11 protein-coding genes and 1 riboswitch are annotated in these 18,021 nt (G+C 28.9%); all 11 genes read left to right on the top strand.

Translation table 11 applies throughout. The features are described from left to right. Positions 1–2: 2 nt before the first annotated feature. Positions 3–3,848, top strand: a complete 3,846-nt coding sequence (locus tag GEMHA0001_RS06515) for a PD-(D/E)XK nuclease family protein (RefSeq protein WP_003145334.1) — start codon at positions 3–5, stop codon at positions 3,846–3,848. 215 nt (positions 3,849–4,063) lie between these two features. Continuing rightward, a complete protein-coding gene (gene dltA, locus GEMHA0001_RS06520; RefSeq protein ID WP_003145236.1) occupies positions 4,064–5,566 on the top strand; it encodes a D-alanine--poly(phosphoribitol) ligase subunit DltA in 1,503 nt (500 codons plus the stop codon). Position 5,567: 1 nt separating this feature from the next. Continuing rightward, the gene (gene dltB / locus GEMHA0001_RS06525; RefSeq protein WP_003145080.1) at positions 5,568–6,725 is read left to right on the top strand and encodes a D-alanyl-lipoteichoic acid biosynthesis protein DltB; all 1,158 of its coding nucleotides are present in this window, start codon (positions 5,568–5,570) and stop codon (positions 6,723–6,725) included. 21 nt (positions 6,726–6,746) lie between these two features. Next, on the top strand, positions 6,747–6,980 hold the full coding sequence (dltC, locus tag GEMHA0001_RS06530) for a D-alanine--poly(phosphoribitol) ligase subunit DltC (RefSeq protein WP_003145008.1): 234 nt from the start codon (positions 6,747–6,749) through the stop codon (positions 6,978–6,980). Between the two features lie 4 nt (positions 6,981–6,984). Then, positions 6,985–8,151 carry a D-alanyl-lipoteichoic acid biosynthesis protein DltD gene (dltD, locus tag GEMHA0001_RS06535; RefSeq protein WP_003145057.1) on the top strand — a complete coding sequence of 389 codons (1,167 nt, stop codon included), beginning with the start codon at positions 6,985–6,987 and terminating at the stop codon, positions 8,149–8,151. Between the two features lie 323 nt (positions 8,152–8,474). Beyond that, positions 8,475–9,305, top strand: a complete 831-nt coding sequence (locus GEMHA0001_RS06540; RefSeq protein WP_003145734.1) for an alpha/beta hydrolase — start codon at positions 8,475–8,477, stop codon at positions 9,303–9,305. A gap of 32 nt (positions 9,306–9,337) precedes the next feature. Next, entirely contained in the window at positions 9,338–10,078 is a 741-nt protein-coding gene (locus tag GEMHA0001_RS06545; protein WP_003145629.1) for an esterase family protein, read from the top strand. 25 nt (positions 10,079–10,103) lie between these two features. Continuing rightward, the gene (locus GEMHA0001_RS06550; protein WP_003145502.1) at positions 10,104–11,267 is read left to right on the top strand and encodes an ATP-grasp domain-containing protein; all 1,164 of its coding nucleotides are present in this window, start codon (positions 10,104–10,106) and stop codon (positions 11,265–11,267) included. A gap of 179 nt (positions 11,268–11,446) precedes the next feature. After that, positions 11,447–13,393, top strand: coding sequence for a fructose-bisphosphatase class III (locus GEMHA0001_RS06555; RefSeq protein WP_003145449.1), 1,947 nt, complete (start codon positions 11,447–11,449; stop codon positions 13,391–13,393). A gap of 466 nt (positions 13,394–13,859) precedes the next feature. After that, positions 13,860–14,038: riboswitch (Lysine riboswitch) on the top strand. An 87-nt stretch (positions 14,039–14,125) separates the two neighbouring features. After that, positions 14,126–15,622: an amino acid permease gene (locus tag GEMHA0001_RS06560; protein ID WP_003145605.1), complete on the top strand. Its 1,497-nt coding sequence runs from the start codon at positions 14,126–14,128 to the stop codon at positions 15,620–15,622. Between the two features lie 213 nt (positions 15,623–15,835). Further along, positions 15,836–18,013 (top strand): RelA/SpoT family protein, encoded by a 2,178-nt coding sequence (locus GEMHA0001_RS06565; RefSeq protein WP_003145318.1) that lies wholly within the window; start codon positions 15,836–15,838, stop codon positions 18,011–18,013. Positions 18,014–18,021: the final 8 nt, after the last annotated feature.

Genomic DNA, 18,021 nt, shown 5'->3' on the forward strand with positions numbered 1-18,021 from the left:
ACATGAACTTAGAATTATTAATTGGTCCAAGTGGTGTAGGTAAAACTAACTACATATTAAATGATATCGAATTAAATAGAGATAACCATAAAATAATTGTATTAACTCCGGAACAGAACAGTTTTAATTTTGAAAAAATGTTATGTGATAAGTTCGGTGGTACTTTTAATATTGATGTTATGAATTTCTCAAGTCTAACTAGAAAATTATCAAAACAGTTAGGAATGGATAATCTTAGTAGACTTGGAGATAATATTAAGCCATTCTACTTTTATAAAGCTGCAAAAAATTTGGAAAGTAGTGATAACTTTTTAGTTAAAAGAATTCTACAAGATGTTAATTTTATAGAAGTTGTAGAAGAAATTATAAATGAATTAAAAGAGTATAAAGTAAGTATTAATGTATTAGAAGAGTATCTGGAGAAAGATACTAATCTAGATAGTAGTCATAAAGAAAAATTGGAAGCTATTTTAGAAATATATGTTGAATATTCGAGGTTATTAAGAGAACAGAGTTCTTTTGACAAAGTAGATTATATAACTGAATTGCTATTGTATCTAGAATACATTGATTTAAGTGACTACATTTTCTATGTAGATGCTTATTATAACTTTACAGCACAGGAATATTATTACATTGGAAAACTAGCTGAGAAGTCTAAAAAGTTAATAATTAGTGTTATAAGTGATGCAAATAGATATTTTAATTTTGATTTAGCACAACTGGTTCAAGGTTATGAACTAGAAAAGATGAAATATAATGATCTTTATCTATCTGATTTGTATAGTAAAGAAAAATATAAGCTAGATATTTTTAGAAAATCTCATGAGATAGTCGCTAGTATGAATGAAATAGTGAAAAGTAATAAAGATGTTAATTTTTCTGTAGTTGCATTTGTAAAAAAAGAAGAAATAAATACGCTGAAATTTAAAATAAAAGATAATAAAGTAGAGGAATATGAAGTGTTAGAAACTCATAGAGGACGCTTTAATGGAGTTTCTAATGATATTCTTGCTGATAAATATTATAAAAACTTCACAGCACAGTATGAGATTGATGATAGTATTGAAATTATGTGTGCAAAAAATAAGGAGTTAGAGGTTAAGCAAGTCGCTCGTGAGATTGTGAAATTAAAACATAATAATATCAATCAAAATGAGATAGCAATTCTTTATCGTGATAGTACATATGAAAATTATTTAAATATATTCAAAGATTATAATTTAGACGTTCATCTAGATAAAAATATAGAAACTAGCAATCACCGTTTAGTTAAGTTTATACAAGAAACATTATATTTTGATGAAGATAGATTTAAAACTAGATTATTAAATCTACTAAAAACTAGATTAACAAATTTTGAGAACATTTATCGACAAAAAGCAATTTCACATGTTTTACTAGGAGATTTAAATATTGATGAAAAACAATTAGAAAAAGATATTGCAGAGTTAGATGAAAACATGATAAAAGATAAGTTCTTAGCAAGCAATCTAGTAAATAATATAGGTGGAAAATATAAATACAGTGATTTATTAGAAAAAGTTAGAGTAGTTTCAATAGATGATCTTGAAAATATACTAAATGAGAAACTGGTAAATATGCATAGTGATATTTTAAAAGATTACTTTATTGAAAAAACGACGAAGTATACGACTGAACAGCTTGAAATTTGTAGACAAGTTTTATTAGAACTTATTGATAAGGTTTCAGATGTCTCAGCTAAGAACAATCTTCAAGCTAAGAGATATATAAAAAAATTAGTAGATGTTTTTAATCATTGCAAAATTAAAATGTATCTTGATAAAGAAGATGGTGAGTATGATAACATCGAAGAGCTAAAAATTGATAGTATAGATAGACAGGTTTACAAAAAAATTCTTGAATATATTAATGATATAAATGAGAACTTTGGTAGTGAAAAGTTTGAATATAAAAAATTCGTAACTTTATTTAATACTGGATTAACATCTATCAAGTACCGTTCAATACCAGAGATTAATAATTCTATTATTATGTCTACTATGGATTTGGCAAAAGTTGAAAATAAAAAAGTCGTCTTTGTTTTAGGATTCAATAAGGATGTATTGCCAGTATCTAAAAGTTCAGGATTAATAGATGATAAAGATAAAGAAAGATTAATTAGCGATAATATCTTTTTATCACCGACAAAAGAAGCGGCACTTATTGATGAAGAGTTTGTAGCTTATATTGCTATGACAAGAGCTCAAGAAAAGACATATATAAGTTACAGTTTACTTGATAAAAGTTTTAAAGAGAATTTTGCATCTCCATACTTAAATACTGTGAGATCTTTATTCCCAGAATTAGAAGAAAAGCAAACTTCAAAAATTTTAGAGTTTTCTATTGCTGATTATAATTACTATTTAGAAAATATTTCAGAGATAGTTTCAACTAAGGAATTTAATTATCTATTTGCAAAAATTTATCGTAGATTTATGGAAGTGAAAGATAGTAAGACAAAGGAAGTTGAAGTTTTAGTAGAGCTTATGATTAAGTTTTTAGAACATTATCAACTTACCTCAGTACATGAAAGTTATGAGAATTATGAAGTTCTTGATGAATTAAATGACAGAGTATTTTTCACTAATGATACTAGTATTAAAAATTATTTATCTAAAATAATTAGAGATTATAGGTTTCAACTTAGTTCAGAATATATAGAGGAATTTTTAGAAATTAAGAAAGATAGTTTTTCTAAGTTTAGTATCTCTAAAATTTCTGATTTCGAAAGAAATCCTTATCAATTCTTTGTTAAACGAGTACTTGGAATAGAAGAGGAAAGGGATATTGATATTGATAATCTTGTTACTGGAAAATTTTTCCACGCAGTAATGTCAGAAAAAAGAATTACTAATTTTATAGCTGAATGTGGAAGTAAATTTGATATAGACTTGATAAAAGATGAAGATATTGCAAGAAGATTTAATATTAAAGAGATTTTGAATGATGTTATTTATTCTAGTAATAACAAAGATATATTAGAAACGTCGAAGTTGATAGAATTATTGAATACACATAAGTATATTTTAAATAATATGATTATGAGACTTGAAATGGCTATAGCAATAGAAATAAAATACTTTGCTTTAACGAAGTTTATGCCAACGTTCTTGGAAAAACCATTTAGTCTGGAAATAGTAGATAATGTTATTACGTGTAAAAATGTCGAAACCGGGGAAATTAATAAGAAAGAATTGCAACAGAAATATAATATACCACCAATTAAATTTACAGGCGTAATTGACAGAGTAGATGTTAATGGAAAGAATATTTCAATAATTGATTATAAGAGTAGTCAAAGTGATTTTTCTTTAGATAGTTTAGAATTAGGATTTATCTCTCAGATTTTAACTTATGCGTTGGCATGTGAACTCATGTTTGGTAAAAATTCAGAGGATATATTAGGTATATTTTATAGAGAGATAGCTAAGTTAGGTAAAGATCTAAAAACATATAGATTAAGAGGTTTAGCGAATAGTGATTTAATACTAGATGATGGATTTTATGAAAAAGCTCCTGAAATTATGTATGTTAGAACTACAAAAGCTAAGAAAATTCATGGAGCAGACAGTCATAAAGCATTTACAAGTCCTGAACTTGAAAAATTAGTTAATAAAAATCTTGAAAATATAATGAAATTAGTAGAGAAAATCTTTGAATTTAATTTTTCTCTAGATAATTATGAAATTGATAATCAATATTCTACTGAGAAGGAAACTTTATTTAACTTTGCAAGTAATAGTGATACACGACTAAGCTATAAAGAGAAGGTAGAGCTGAAACCAAAAGATTTAAAAGAAAAGTTACTTAATGACCTAAAATAAATCGAGTTTAGAAAAAACTTATGAAAATTGATTTGTTGTTTTGAAAATAAAAAGCAATAAATCAATTTTTTTTATAATTTTTTCTATTTTTTAATCACATTTTTTAAGTTTTATATTATAATAGTATAAGGAGTATAATGTCGACTTTTTGATATATAGTGATGTAAAATTAAAAGTCAATTAAGAATAGATATAGAGGCAAGGATAAAATAAATATGAAATTAACTTTTTTTGAAAAACTAGAACAGTATAGAAATAGTTCTAAAGAAGTATATATTAATAATATATATCAGAATGAAAATTTAACGTATAAAAATTTAATAGAGTATTCAGATAGACTTGCGTCTTATCTTGAAGAAAAACTAGGAGAAGACAAAAATCCTATAGTAGTATATGGTCATAAACATCCATTTATGTTAGTGTACTTTTTAGCGTGTGTAAAATCAGGAAGAGCATTCTGTCCGGTAGATATAAACACACCAAAAGAACGAGTAGAAGAAATAGTAGAAACAACAGACTCAAAAGTAGTACTAGTCACAGAAGAAATAGAACTACCTAGAGAAATTCTAGATGTTAAATCAGCTAAAGAAATAATCTCAAGTACTCAAAACGCTATTTCAAAAGAAAAATATGTGAAAGATGAAGATATATTCTATATAATTTTCACATCAGGAAGCACAGGAAAACCAAAAGGAGTATGTATAACATATAATAACCTAAATAATTTCTTGCACTGGTACACAGGATACTATGATGAAAAAGAAGAATTAGTATTTTTAGGACATCCACCATTCTCATTTGATCTATCGGTAATGTCATTATGGCCAAGTATTTATCTAGGAGCTACTTTAGTACAAATAGATAAAAAGCATCAAGAAAACTTCAAAATAATGTTTGAAGAACTAAATAAATCCAATGCAACAATATGGATTTCAACACCATCATTTATAGAAATGTGTTTCGTAGATAAAAACTTCAATCAAAGTCTAATGCCGAAGGTGAAACAATTCGTCTTTTGTGGAGAAAAACTATTTAGCACAACAGTAGAAAAAATCCATCAAAACTTTGAAAATGCACAGGTAATAAATACTTATGGACCAACAGAATCAACAGTAATGGTCACATGGGTAGAAATAACAAAAGAAGTGAATAAAAAATACTATGAGAACCTACCAGTAGGAGAAGTAAAATGGGGTACCAAAGTACACCTAGCAAATCCAGATGAAGAAAACAAAGGTGAAATAGTAATTACAGGAAACACTGTCGCAAAAGGATACTTCAAAAATGACGCTATAACAAATGAAAAATTTGGTGTAGGGGAAGTAGAAGGAAAAGAAGAAAGAAGTTACCTAACAGGAGACTTAGGGTACTTCAAAGACGGCATGCTGTTTTGTGAAGGGCGCATAGACTTCCAAGTAAAACTACATGGCCACAGAATAGAACTAGAAGACATAGATAACAATCTACTTAAAAATAAAAAAATACGCCAAGCAGCGACAGTACCAAGCTATGAAGATGGAAAAGTAAAAGCATTGACATCATTTGTAGTATACAATGAAGAAATAGAAAAGCGCTTCGAAGTAACAAAACAAATAAAACAAGAGTTAAAAAAATTAGTGCCAGAATATATGATACCAAAAAAAATAGTATTTTTAGAAGAAATGCCACTAAACAACAATGGGAAAATAGATAAGAAAAAGTTAAAGGAGTTAGTATAAAATGAACTACTTTGACGGAAATGAATTTTTCTTATTATTAGCTATAGCACTAATCATAGGCTTTATAATAAACTATCTAGGTAAGAAAATAGAATATTATGTATTAGCATTATCAGTAATATTTGCCGCATTAATATACGGTAAGAGTGTTACAATGATAACTTACCTAGTAGGATTTATTCTATTTGAATATATCTTAGTATTAATAGCTCAAAAAACAGAAAGTAAAAAACACTTAAAAATATTAGTAATACTATCGATATTACCGCTAGTAATAAACAAAGTATTCGCAACAACACACTTACATCTATTAGCCTTTATAGGAATATCATATATGTCATTTAAGACAATACAAATTATGATAGAAATATCAGATGGGTTAATAAAAGAAAAAATCAGTGCTGTAGAATATGTACAATTCCTACTATTCTTCCCAACAGTAAGTGCAGGACCTATAGACAGAAGTAGAAGGTTTATGAGCGAAATAAAAGAAAGAATACCGAGGACAGAGTATTTAGAATTAGCTGGAGAAGGAGTCTACAGACTAATATTAGGGTTACTATATAAAATAGTATTCTCAACACTAAGCTATCACTATTTAGTAGGTTTAACAAACCATGGTACATTTATCTATTCATTAAAATACATGTACCTATATACATTATACCTATTCTTCGACTTTGCAGGATACAGTTTAATGGCGGTAGGTAGTAGTAACATCTTAGGAATAAGAACACCGATGAACTTCAACAAACCATTCCTAAGTATAGACATAAAAGACTTCTGGAATAGATGGCACATAACACTATCAACGTGGCTTAGAGACTTCGTATTCTCAAGAGTCTTTATGGAAGCAACAAAGAAAAAAAGATTCAAGAAAAGACTAAATACAGCAATGTATGCCTACATGGTAAACATGGTTCTTATGGGATTTTGGCATGGTTTAACAATAAGCTATATAGTATATGGATTCTACCATGGAATACTTATGGCAGGATTTGAGTATTATCAAAAGAAAAGTAAGTTTTACAAAAAGAATAAAAACGAAACATGGTACAAAGTAATAAGTTGGTTCATAACAATCAACTTAGTAATAATAGGTTTATATATCTTCTCAGGAGAACCATATAAACTAATAAGTCATGTATTAAAAAAATAATAAAGAGTTAGGAGAACAAGCATGATAAAAGAACAAGTATTAGAAATGTTAGAAGAAATCTGTGAAGACGAAGTAGTAAGAGAAGATTTAGACATAAACATGAAAGAAGAAGGGTTAATGGACTCTTTAGCTTTTGTAGAAATGTTAGTAAAAATTGAAGAAATCTTTGGACTAAGCATAGCTCCAACAGAAGTAACATATGAAGAAATTGATACACCAAATAAGGTAATTTCATATATAGAAAATAGGAAATAATATCATGATAAGATTAAAAGCATTTTTAATATCAATAGTATTGGTATTAATTACACTTGTAATTTTAGATATAACCCTTCTAAAGAAGATTCAAACTTATTATAAAACTAATGATAATAGTGTTAGGTATAGCACTGCTTTTGAAAAGTATAAAAGTAGAGATATAATAGTCGAAAATATGACTCCTAGAACACTTTTACTTTTGGGGTCTTCAGAATTAACAACAACTATTAATGAGAATTATCACCCTAAGAAAATATTCAACTATGAAGATTTTAATATAATGCAAGTAGGGGTAGGAAATTCCCAAAATATTATTCATGCTGCTACAATTGGATCAATAGGGAATGATGTGAAAAATAATGAAATAGTAATGATTCAGTCTATTCAATGGTTTGATAACAAGAATGGTATTTTAAAGGACGCATTTCTATCTAGAATTTCTAGCGAACATGTGTACAATACAATGAAGAATGATAAAATTAGTTATAAAACCAAAGAAAAATTTATTAATAGGGTTATAGAACTTTCATCTACAAATAAGGAACTGAATAAAAAGTATAAAAGTTATAAACGATATTTTTTAGAAGGTAAAGTCAATAAATTTACAGGAGAGTTTATAAAACTTGATAATTACTTTTATGTGTTAAAAAATAAATTAAACTTTTATAAAAATAAAGGTAAAGAAAATTATCCAGTTAGTGGAGAAAATACACCTTATTATAATTGGGAAGAATTAGATAAAAAAGTAGCTGAGGAAGCTAAAGAAAGAACTAATAACAATGATTATCAAATTGATAATACATATTATGATAAATACATAAGAGTTAAATATAATCAACTAAAAGATAGTTCTAAGAATACAAAGTATGATGATTCTAAAGAATACGAAGACTTAGATATACTATTATCTATTGTTAAAGATTTGAACATGAATATCAAGTTTGCGATTTTTCCTGCTAATGGGAGATGGAGTGATTATACAGGAATAGGCAGTGAAAAAAGACAAGTAGCCTACAATAAACTAAGAGAAATTGCTAAGAATAATAATATAGAGGTAATGGATTATTCAAGTAAAGAATATGAAGACTACTATATGTATGATGCAATGCATCTAGGTTGGAGAGGATGGATTGATTTTGAAAGAGATCTTTACAAACTTAAAAAGTAAATTAAGCTATAAACAAAGACTAACACTATGGGTATTATTCTTTTATATAGTAATAATGGGAATAATAATATACTGTTTTTTAACAGATTTTTCAAATGTCCAAGAGTATGTATATAGTGAGTTTTAGTATAGATAAACGGATTACCATGAGGTAATTCGTTTTTTTTTATATGTAATTAAATTATGAACATTACACTAGTATATAAATAATCAATGAAAATTAATTTTCAGAAAAATTATGGAAAATCACACTCAATTAATTGATTTTATAAGAGAAATAAGGTAGAATTAAGCTATAATAATAATTTAAAAGGAAAATATTAATGAATAGAGATGCGTATTTTTATTTAGAAATGAAAGAGCATGAGTTAAAAGTTCCATATACGGGAAAAAATCGTCGTATTAGAGTACTTCTACCAAAAGGATATGCTCAAGATGAACATAAACACTATCCTGTAGTGTATATGAATGATGGACAAAATGTTTTTTATAGTGGTGAATCGTTTAGCGGACACTCATGGAAAGTTATACCAGCGATTAAGAGAAATCCTGATATGCCGAAAATGATAATAGTTGGGATTGATAATGATAATGAGGGGAGAATGAATGAATATGCACCATGGAAGTTTTCAAGTCTGCCAATATTAAATTTTGGTCTGACATTAGGAGGATTAGGTTCCGAGTATGCGGATTTCTTTGTAAATGTAGTTAAACCATTTATTGATAGTACTTATCGTACAAAACCACAAAGAGAATATACAGCGATGATTGGTAGTTCTTTAGGTGCTAATATATCACAATATATTGGTTTAGAGCATAAGGATGTTGTAGGGGATCTAGGAGTATTTTCATCTGCAAATTGGTTGAATAAACCAGAATTTGATAGATTTATTTCGAAACATAAAGTCTCGGATCAAAGAGTATATATCGAAGTTGGAACGAACGAGGGAGATGATACTGATAAGCAATTAGCAAATGGTAATCTAAAACAATTATATATTGATGCAAGTTTAGATTATTATCGTCAGCTAATTGATGCAGGTTTATCTACAAGCGAGTTGAAATTAAATGTTGTGGCTAATGGAGAACACAGTGAGGAGTGTTGGGCTAGATATTTACCAGAATGTTTGAGATTTATAAGTGAAAACTGGTAATATAATTTTTTTAGAAAATGGAGGTTTTAGGATTGAATATAGAGAATTTAAGTCATTATAGTGGAAATTTAGGAAGAGAAATGGTTCTTAATAGGTACGGTCATGCGGGATTACCGATTGTTGTGTTTCCATCATCAGGTGGAACGCACAATGAGTATTATGATTTCGGCATGATTCATGCTTGTGAAAGTTTTATAAATGAGGGGAAAGTACAATTTTTCACATTATCAAGTGTCGATAGTGAATCGTGGTTATGTGACTGGAAAAATGGTCATGATAGAGCATTAGCACATGCTCAGTATGAAAAATATGTTATTGAAGAAGCTATTCCTTTTATTAAACATAAAACAGGTTGGTTTGGACAAATGATGGCTACTGGTTGTAGTATGGGAGGATATCACTCGTTTAATATTTTCTTACAACACCCGGATGTATTTGGCAAAGTAATTTCACTTAGTGGAGTTTATGATGCTAGATTTTTCATAGGTGAATACGGAAATGATGAGTTGATATATAGAAATTCGCCTAGTGATAATATTTGGAATCAAAATGATGGGTGGTTTATTGACCACTATAGAAATGCTGATATTATCGTATGTACAGGGTTAGGTCCATGGGAACAAGATGGATTACCATCATTTTATAGTTTAAAAAAAGCATTTGAAGAAAAGAATATCCCAGCATGGTTTGATGTGTGGGGTGAAGATGTTGCTCATGATTGGCCTTGGTGGAGAATTCAAATGCCATACTTTTTAGATAAATTAAATTTATAATAAAGTTAAGAGGAGACAAAGATTTATGAATTATATAGTTATATCACCATATTACCCACATAATTTTCAAAAATTTTCTATTGAGTTAAAAAATCAAGGTATTAATGTACTTGGAATTGGTGAAGAGCCATACGAACAGTTAGATCAAAGACTTAAAGAAGCATTAACTGAGTATTTTAGGGTTAATAGTCTTGATGATGTTGATGAAGTAAAACGTGCTGTTGCATTTTTATATCACAAACATGGGCACATTGATAGAATAGAATCACAAAATGAGCACTGGATGGAATTAGATGCTGTACTTCGTACACAATTTAATGTGTTTGGTTTAAAAGAACACGATCTTAAAAAAACAAAACATAAATCAGAGATGAAAAAATACTTCGAAAAAGCAGGAGTGCCTGTAGTACCAGGTTTCTTAGTGAAAAAAGAAGGTGATATCGAAAAAGGTGTTAAAAAATTAAAATTACCGTTAATAGCTAAACCTGATAATGGAGTAGGAGCATCGGCAACTTATAAGCTTAAAGATAAGAAGGACGTAGAAAATTTCAAAAAAGAATGGGATGGCAATACTCATTATTTCTTAGAGCCTTTTGTAGATAACTCTGATATCGTAACTTTTGATGGATTAGTAGATGCTAAAGGAAATATTGTTTTTTACACAAGTATCGTTTATTACCATACTCCATTAGACTTATTAAATAATAATACTCTTGATTGGGTTTATTATATAGATAAGGAGTTAGATCCAAAACTAGTAGAATATGGTAAAAATGCAGTAAAAGCGTTTGGTATGAAAGAAAGATTCTTCCATGTTGAATTTTTCAAAACTAAAGATGATTATATAGCAATCGAATATAATAATCGTCCAGCGGGAGCTTTTGCAGTAGACGTTTATAACTTTGCACATTCAACAGATTATTTTAGAGTATACGCTGAAGTAGTTAATGGAACATTTAATGGATTAAATGTTGATCAAAAATATGGATTAGCTTCAACACGCCGTGATTATAAAGATTATGTATATTCAGATGAAGATATTAGAAATAAATATCAAGATAAATTAAAAGCTGTTTTAAGAATGCCTGAAGCTTTTGCTGAATTACAAGGAAATACAATGTATGTTCTTGTTTCTGATACTCTTGAAGAGATGAAAGAGATGGAAAGATTTGTAGGAAAATTAAAATAAATTTATAAAAGAAATATGAGACTAAGGTTTTACATTTAGTATCGTATTTCTTTTATTTTATCTCATGAGGAATGATATGTAATAATCCGTTTGAGTAAGTTTGATAGCATGTAACATTTCTTGAATTACAGTAGGAAGTGTGTTAAGATTTAATTGAAAATAATAAAAAGGAGAATGGCATGAAAATATCTAAGGAACATTTAGAACTATTAGCAGAAAACTTTCAGAGTATAGATGAAACAACTAAGGAAATAATTAATTTAGAGGCTATATTAACACTTCCTAAAGGAACAGAGCATTTTTTAAGTGATATTCATGGAGAGTATGAAGCCTTCGATCATATTTTAAGAAATGGTTCAGGTATTATTAAAGAAAAACTTAAAGAAGTATTTGGTAACAGGTTACCTAGAAAAGATTTAAATCTCTTAGCTACCATTATTTATTATCCAGAAGAAAAATTAAATCTTATAAGAAAAGAATATGATGCATGTGATTATAAAGAGTTTCAAAAAATTACCCTTCTTCGTTTATTAGAGGTAACGCAAGTTGCAGCAAGAAAGTTTACTAGATCCAAAGTAAGAAAAATTTTACCAACAGATTTTAAGTATATTATTGATGAATTGCTTTATAAAATGCAAAGTAGTGATAAGAATGACTACTATGATAAAATACTTGAGAATATTATTGAATTAGGTGCTGGGGAAAAATTTATTATAGAATTATCATTAAGCATCCACAAGTTAACAATCGACCACTTACATATAGTTGGTGATATCTATGATAGAGGACCTTTTCCTGATAAAATAATGGATAGATTATTAGATTACCATTCTGTTGATATTCAATGGGGAAATCACGATATGTTATGGGTAGGGGCTTATCTTGGAGACAGAATATCATTAGCAAATGTAATAAGAATATGTGCAAGATATGATAATTTAGATATTATAGAAGATAGATATGGAATTCCTATTAGGAATTTATTAAATTTTAGTGAAAAGTACTACAAGGGTGATCACTGTAAAGAGTTTTTACCAAAAATATCTAAGGATGATGAGCTGAAATATAGTGAACATGAAATTATGCAAATAGCTAGAATGCATAAAGCTATGGCAATAATTCAATTTAAATTAGAAAAACAGATTATTGATAAACATCCTGAATTTGATATGGAATCACGTGCGTTACTAGATAAAATTGATTTTGAAAAAGAAACTGTAAAAATTTATGGTAAAGAATATCCATTAACGTCATGCAATTTTCCAACAGTTGATAAAGAAAATCCATATTTATTAACGGATGAAGAAGAAAAGATTATTAATAAATTAAAGGAATCATTTATAGCAAGTGAAAAATTAAAAAAACATGTTGAATTATTTATTAATAAAGGTGCTATGTATTGCTGCTATAATGGGAATCTACTTCTTCATGGTTGTATGCCAGTCGATGAGGATGGAAACTTCCAGGAATTTTCTTATGGAGGAAAGAAATATGCAGGTAAGAAGCTACTAGACTTTTTCGATAAAAAAATTCGAAGTATATTTTATTGCGGTTGTAGAGAAGATAACGGGTTGTTCTTTTACTTATGGCAAGGTCGCTACTCTCCATTATTTGGTAAATGTGATATGACGACGTTCGAAAGATATTTTATAGAGGATAAATCTACTCATGAAGAAGTAAAAAATGCATATTATAAACTTAGAGATAATGAAGAGTTTTGCATTAAGTTATTAAATGAGTTTGGTTTAACTAGTGAAGGTCACATTATAAATGGACATACTCCTGTTAAGGAAACAAAAGGAGAAAATCCGATTAAAGCTAATGGTAGAACAATTGTTATTGATGGTGGAATGTCTAGAGCTTATCATAAAACAACAGGTCATGGTGGTTATACATTAACTTATAATTCTTATGGATTACAGATAATGAGTCATGATATCTTCCAAAGTAAAGAAGAATCAATAAAAAATGAGACAGATATTATTTCAACTAAAAGAGTTGTAGATAAATTATGTAGAAAAAAAGTAGCTGACACAGATAGCGGTGCAAGAATAAAAAAACAAATTGAGTTATTAAAAATTTTATTAGAAGAATATCGCCAAGGGGCAATTTGTGAAAGATATTAGTTAATATAAATTTATATTCTGAGTTTCTATGTATTTAAGGGGGAGAGATATGATGAAGATTTTATTAAGTATATTAGAGATTATAATGCTACTAGGAATAATAACAAACTATAAACTATTGAAAAAAAGAAAAGAAAAAAAGAAAGATTAATTAGTCATTTGTTTATCAAGTTGATAGAAATGAGAAGATACGTGTAAGTATAATTAAAAAGATTTCTAAATAACTAATAAACATTGCTAGGGTGATTCAAAAATCAAAATTTCTCTGAAATCATGATTTTGAGTCACTCTTTTTTTGATATAATATTAGCTAAAGATATGAATATTCTTGCTTTGCTGAAAAAGTACTGAAGATAATATATTCAATATTTAATTGAATTTTTAGAAAAATTAAATTTTTTGTTGACAACAGTTAAAAAGTATATTATACTAATAAACAGTTAATTGAATATGTACCTCACAAAGTAAGTGAGGTAGAGGTTGCGATTTTTATCAGTAGGGTAATTGAGAGTGTAGGGCTTGATGAAATTACTTGAAAGGAAACATCGCCGAAATAATATTAATCCTATGTTAATATTATTGGGCCTATATTGAACTAAGTATAGGACTGTCATAGTCGTGAGGCTATGTTGCGCTACTAATATCTTGTTTTGGAGAGATAATGTGAAGTATAACTCCGTGCAAATATGGTAGGAGGTTATGCTTTTTTATTTTATCAAGGAGGTTTTTATTATGACAAACAACAGCAATAACAATAATGCAACAGAAGTAAAAAGAAATTTACGATCACGTCATATTAGCATGATTGCTATCGGAGGATGTATTGGTAGTGGATTATTCATGACAAGTGGTCAAGCAATTCAAAGTGCGGGACCTGGGGGAGCTATTGTAGCTTACTTATGTATCGGACTTATGGTATATTTCTTAATGACATCATTAGGGGAAATGGCAACATATCTTCCTACATCAGGGTCATTTAGTACATATGCTACACGTTATGTAGATCCTTCATTAGGATTTGCTTTAGGATGGAACTATTGGTTTAACTGGGTAATTACAGTAGCAGCTGACGTAGAATTATCTGCATTAGCTATTAGTTATTGGGAGCCTATGCGAGTACTTCCTCACTGGGCTTGGAGCTTATTATTCCTAGTTATTATTATCGCTTTAAACTCACTTAGTGTTAAAGTATATGGTGAAAGTGAATATTGGTTTGCACTTATTAAAGTAGTAGTAGTAATCATTTTCTTAGTAGTAGGATGCTTAACTATCTTCGGTATTTTAGGTGGTGAATACATTGGATTCAAAAACCTAACAATCGGTGATGCACCATTTATCGGAGAAGATTCTTCATTATCAGGACAAATCCTTGCTACTCTTGGAGTATTCCTAATCGCAGGATACTCATTCCAAGGTACTGAGTTAATCGGTATTACTGCTGGTGAAAGCGAAAACCCAGAGAAAAGTATTCCAAAAGCTGTAAAACAAGTATTCTGGAGAATTTTAATCTTCTACGTACTAGCTATCTTAGTAATCGGATTATTAATTCCTTATACTTCACCAGATTTATTAGGTGCTGCAAGCGCTGAAGAAATTGCTAAATCACCATTTACAATTGTCTTTAAAAATGCAGGTTTTGCATTAGCTGCAAGTGTAATGAACGCAGTAATCCTAACATCAATTCTATCAGCTGGTAACTCAGGTATGTACGCATCAACAAGAATGCTTTATGCGATGAGTAAAGAAAAACTTGCGTATCCAATTTTCGGTCGTGTTACTAAATACGGTACTCCTGTTATCTCATTAGTTGCAACAGCTGCAGTAGTATTCTTAATCTTCTTAATCCAACTTACAAGTGCCAATGCTTATACATATATCGTAGCAGCGAGTGGATTAACTGGATTTATCGCTTGGTTAGGTATTGCGTTAAGTCACTATAGATTTAGAAGAGCATTTATTGCTCAAGGTAAAGATTTAAATGATCTTAAATATAGAGCAAAATGGTTCCCAGTAGGACCAATCATCGCTTTAGTACTATGTATAATTGTAATTATCGGTCAAGATACAGAACTTATTACTAAAGGTGTAGTTAACTGGAGTGGAATGTTAACAACATACATGGGAGTTCCAATCTTCTTATTCTTCTATCTATACCACAAAATTAGATATAAAACAAAAATGATACCTTTAGATAAAGTTGATTTATCTCAAGATGTAGATGTAAAATAAAAAAAATTTAATCCTAGTTCGAATTTGAACTAGGATTTTTTTGATTAATCTATAAAAATAGGTGTAGAAGTAGTTTGAATTTTAAATTTATATAAAGTGAAGACTTGATATAAATACTTAAAATTTGAAATATTATAGTTGAATTAAAGGAAATTTTTTCAATTTTATGGTAAAATGAAGGGTAGATTAAATTACGAAAGAGGAGGAATTTCTGTGAATCTTGAATATCCATATAGTTATGAAAATGTAGAAGATATGGCGAGTAAATATTTATCAGATGAGCAAATTGAAATTATAAGAAAAGCTTATGAATTTGCAAAAGATGCTCATGAAGGACAATTTAGAAAATCAGGGGAACCATACATATTACACCCAGTTCAAGTCGCAGGAATTTTAACTGAGCTTAAATTAGATTATGCAACAATATGTGCTGGTTTCTTGCATGATGTTGTAGAAGATACGAAGTATACGTTTGACGATATAAAAGAAACTTTTGGGGAAGATATAGCAGTAATAGTTGATGGTGTTACAAAATTAGATAAAGTAAAATTCCGTTCTAAAAAACAATCTCAAGCTGAGAATCATAGGAAACTTTTTGTGTCGATAGCGAAAGATTTAAGAGTTATTTTTGTTAAACTAGCAGACAGACTTCATAATATGAGAACTATGAAGTATATGCGCGAGGAAAAACAACGTGAAATTTCTAGTGAAACACTTGAAATTTATGCGCCTTTAGCTCATAGATTAGGGATAAGTTCTGTTAAATGGGAACTGGAAGATACATCTCTTAGATACTTACATCCATCTCAATATTTTTCAATAGTAGGGATGATGAAACAAAAAAGAAGTGCAAGGGAAAAAAGTATAAAAGATGCATGCTCAAGTATAACATCAATTTTAGCTGATAATAATATTAAAGCACAGGTAACAGGTAGACCAAAACATATATATAGTATTTATAAAAAAATGGTTAAGCAAAATAAAACTTTTGACCAGATTTATGATTTATTAGCTGTTCGTGTCCTGGTAGATAGCGTAGCAGATTGTTATGCTACTTTAGGTCTTGTAAATAATCTTTGGGTACCTATTCCAGGAAGAATCAAAGACTATATTGCAATGCCAAAACCTAATATGTATCAATCGCTTCATACAACGGTAATTGCACCAGATGGACAAACTTTAGAAGTTCAAATTAGAACTTATGAGATGCATGAAATTGCCGAGAAAGGGATTGCTGCACACTGGGCATATAAAGAAGGTAAGAAAGTTAATAAAAACAATAACTTCTATGAGAAATTAAATTGGTTCCAAAAAATTGCGGAAAACGATGAAACAGAAGCAACTGCTGAAAGCTTTATGGAATCATTAAAAGTGGATTTATTGAGTGATAAAATTTATGTGTTTACACCAAATAGTGATATTATTGAATTACCGAAGGGTTCATGTATTGTCGACTTTGCATATGCGATTCACTCAGAAGTTGGTAATAAGATGGTAGGAGCTACTGTAAATGATAAAATCGAGCCATTCGATTATGTGTTATCAACTGGTGAAATTTGTGATATTCGTACTAGTAAAAATTCTACTGGACCTAATCGCTCATGGTTAGAGATTGCTACATCATCTCAGACTAAGTCAAAAATTAAAGCATTCTTCAAAAAGGCAGCTCGTGAAGAAAACTTAGTTAAAGGTGAAATCTTATTAAAAGATGAGATTAAAGCTAATAACTTTGATATAGATGAAGTCTTAACTGAAGAAAATATCACTACTGCACTTAATAAATATAAATTTGCTAATCTTGAAGAAATGTATGTTGCCATAGGATACGGTGGAATTACAGCGAATAAAGTCTTTGCAAGATTAACAGAAAAAATTAGAAAAGAAAAGATGACTCAAGCGAAAATTGAGAAACTTTTCAATGCAGAAGATAATAAAAAAATAGTAACTGAAACGGGTGTCTATGTTAAAGGTGTAGATAATATTCTTGTAAGATTATCTAAATGTTGTCAACCAATTCCAGGAGATGACATAGTAGGATTTATTACAAAAGGTCGAGGGGTTACAGTTCATAGACATAATTGTCCAAATTTAAGTGAAGAAGATCATGCAAGATTATTGGATGTTGAATGGGTAGAAAGCTTAAATGCACGTCGTTATAGTGTAACACTACAAATTCACGCTTTTGATAGAGAATTATTATTACAAAACGTTCTATTAACATTAAGTGAAAGTAGAGTTGAGATTAAAAAACTTAACTCTGAATCAAAATCTGATAAAACATGCGTTATTACGATAGGGATATATGTAAAAAATGTTAGTGAATGCGATTATATGATTAAAAAATTACGACAAATTCAAGATGTATATAGCGTAGAAAGAATAGTTAAATAGGTGGATAT

The sequence above is a fragment of the Gemella haemolysans ATCC 10379 genome, from assembly GCF_000173915.1.
Lineage (GTDB): Bacteria > Bacillota > Bacilli > Staphylococcales > Gemellaceae > Gemella > Gemella haemolysans.

Bases quoted from the DNA above. Each gene is read 5' to 3' on its own strand.
- GEMHA0001_RS06515 (WP_003145334.1), top strand. From the start codon at position 3: ATGAACTTAGAATTATTAATTGGTCCAAGTGGTGTAGGTAAAACTAAC.
- GEMHA0001_RS06560 (WP_003145605.1), top strand. From the start codon at position 14,126: ATGACAAACAACAGCAATAACAATAATGCAACAGAAGTAAAAAGAAAT.
- dltB (WP_003145080.1), top strand. From the start codon at position 5,568: ATGAACTACTTTGACGGAAATGAATTTTTCTTATTATTAGCTATAGCA.
- GEMHA0001_RS06540 (WP_003145734.1), top strand. From the start codon at position 8,475: ATGAATAGAGATGCGTATTTTTATTTAGAAATGAAAGAGCATGAGTTA.
- dltA (WP_003145236.1), top strand. From the start codon at position 4,064: ATGAAATTAACTTTTTTTGAAAAACTAGAACAGTATAGAAATAGTTCT.
- GEMHA0001_RS06550 (WP_003145502.1), top strand. From the start codon at position 10,104: ATGAATTATATAGTTATATCACCATATTACCCACATAATTTTCAAAAA.
- dltD (WP_003145057.1), top strand. From the start codon at position 6,985: ATGATAAGATTAAAAGCATTTTTAATATCAATAGTATTGGTATTAATT.
- GEMHA0001_RS06555 (WP_003145449.1), top strand. From the start codon at position 11,447: ATGAAAATATCTAAGGAACATTTAGAACTATTAGCAGAAAACTTTCAG.
- dltC (WP_003145008.1), top strand. From the start codon at position 6,747: ATGATAAAAGAACAAGTATTAGAAATGTTAGAAGAAATCTGTGAAGAC.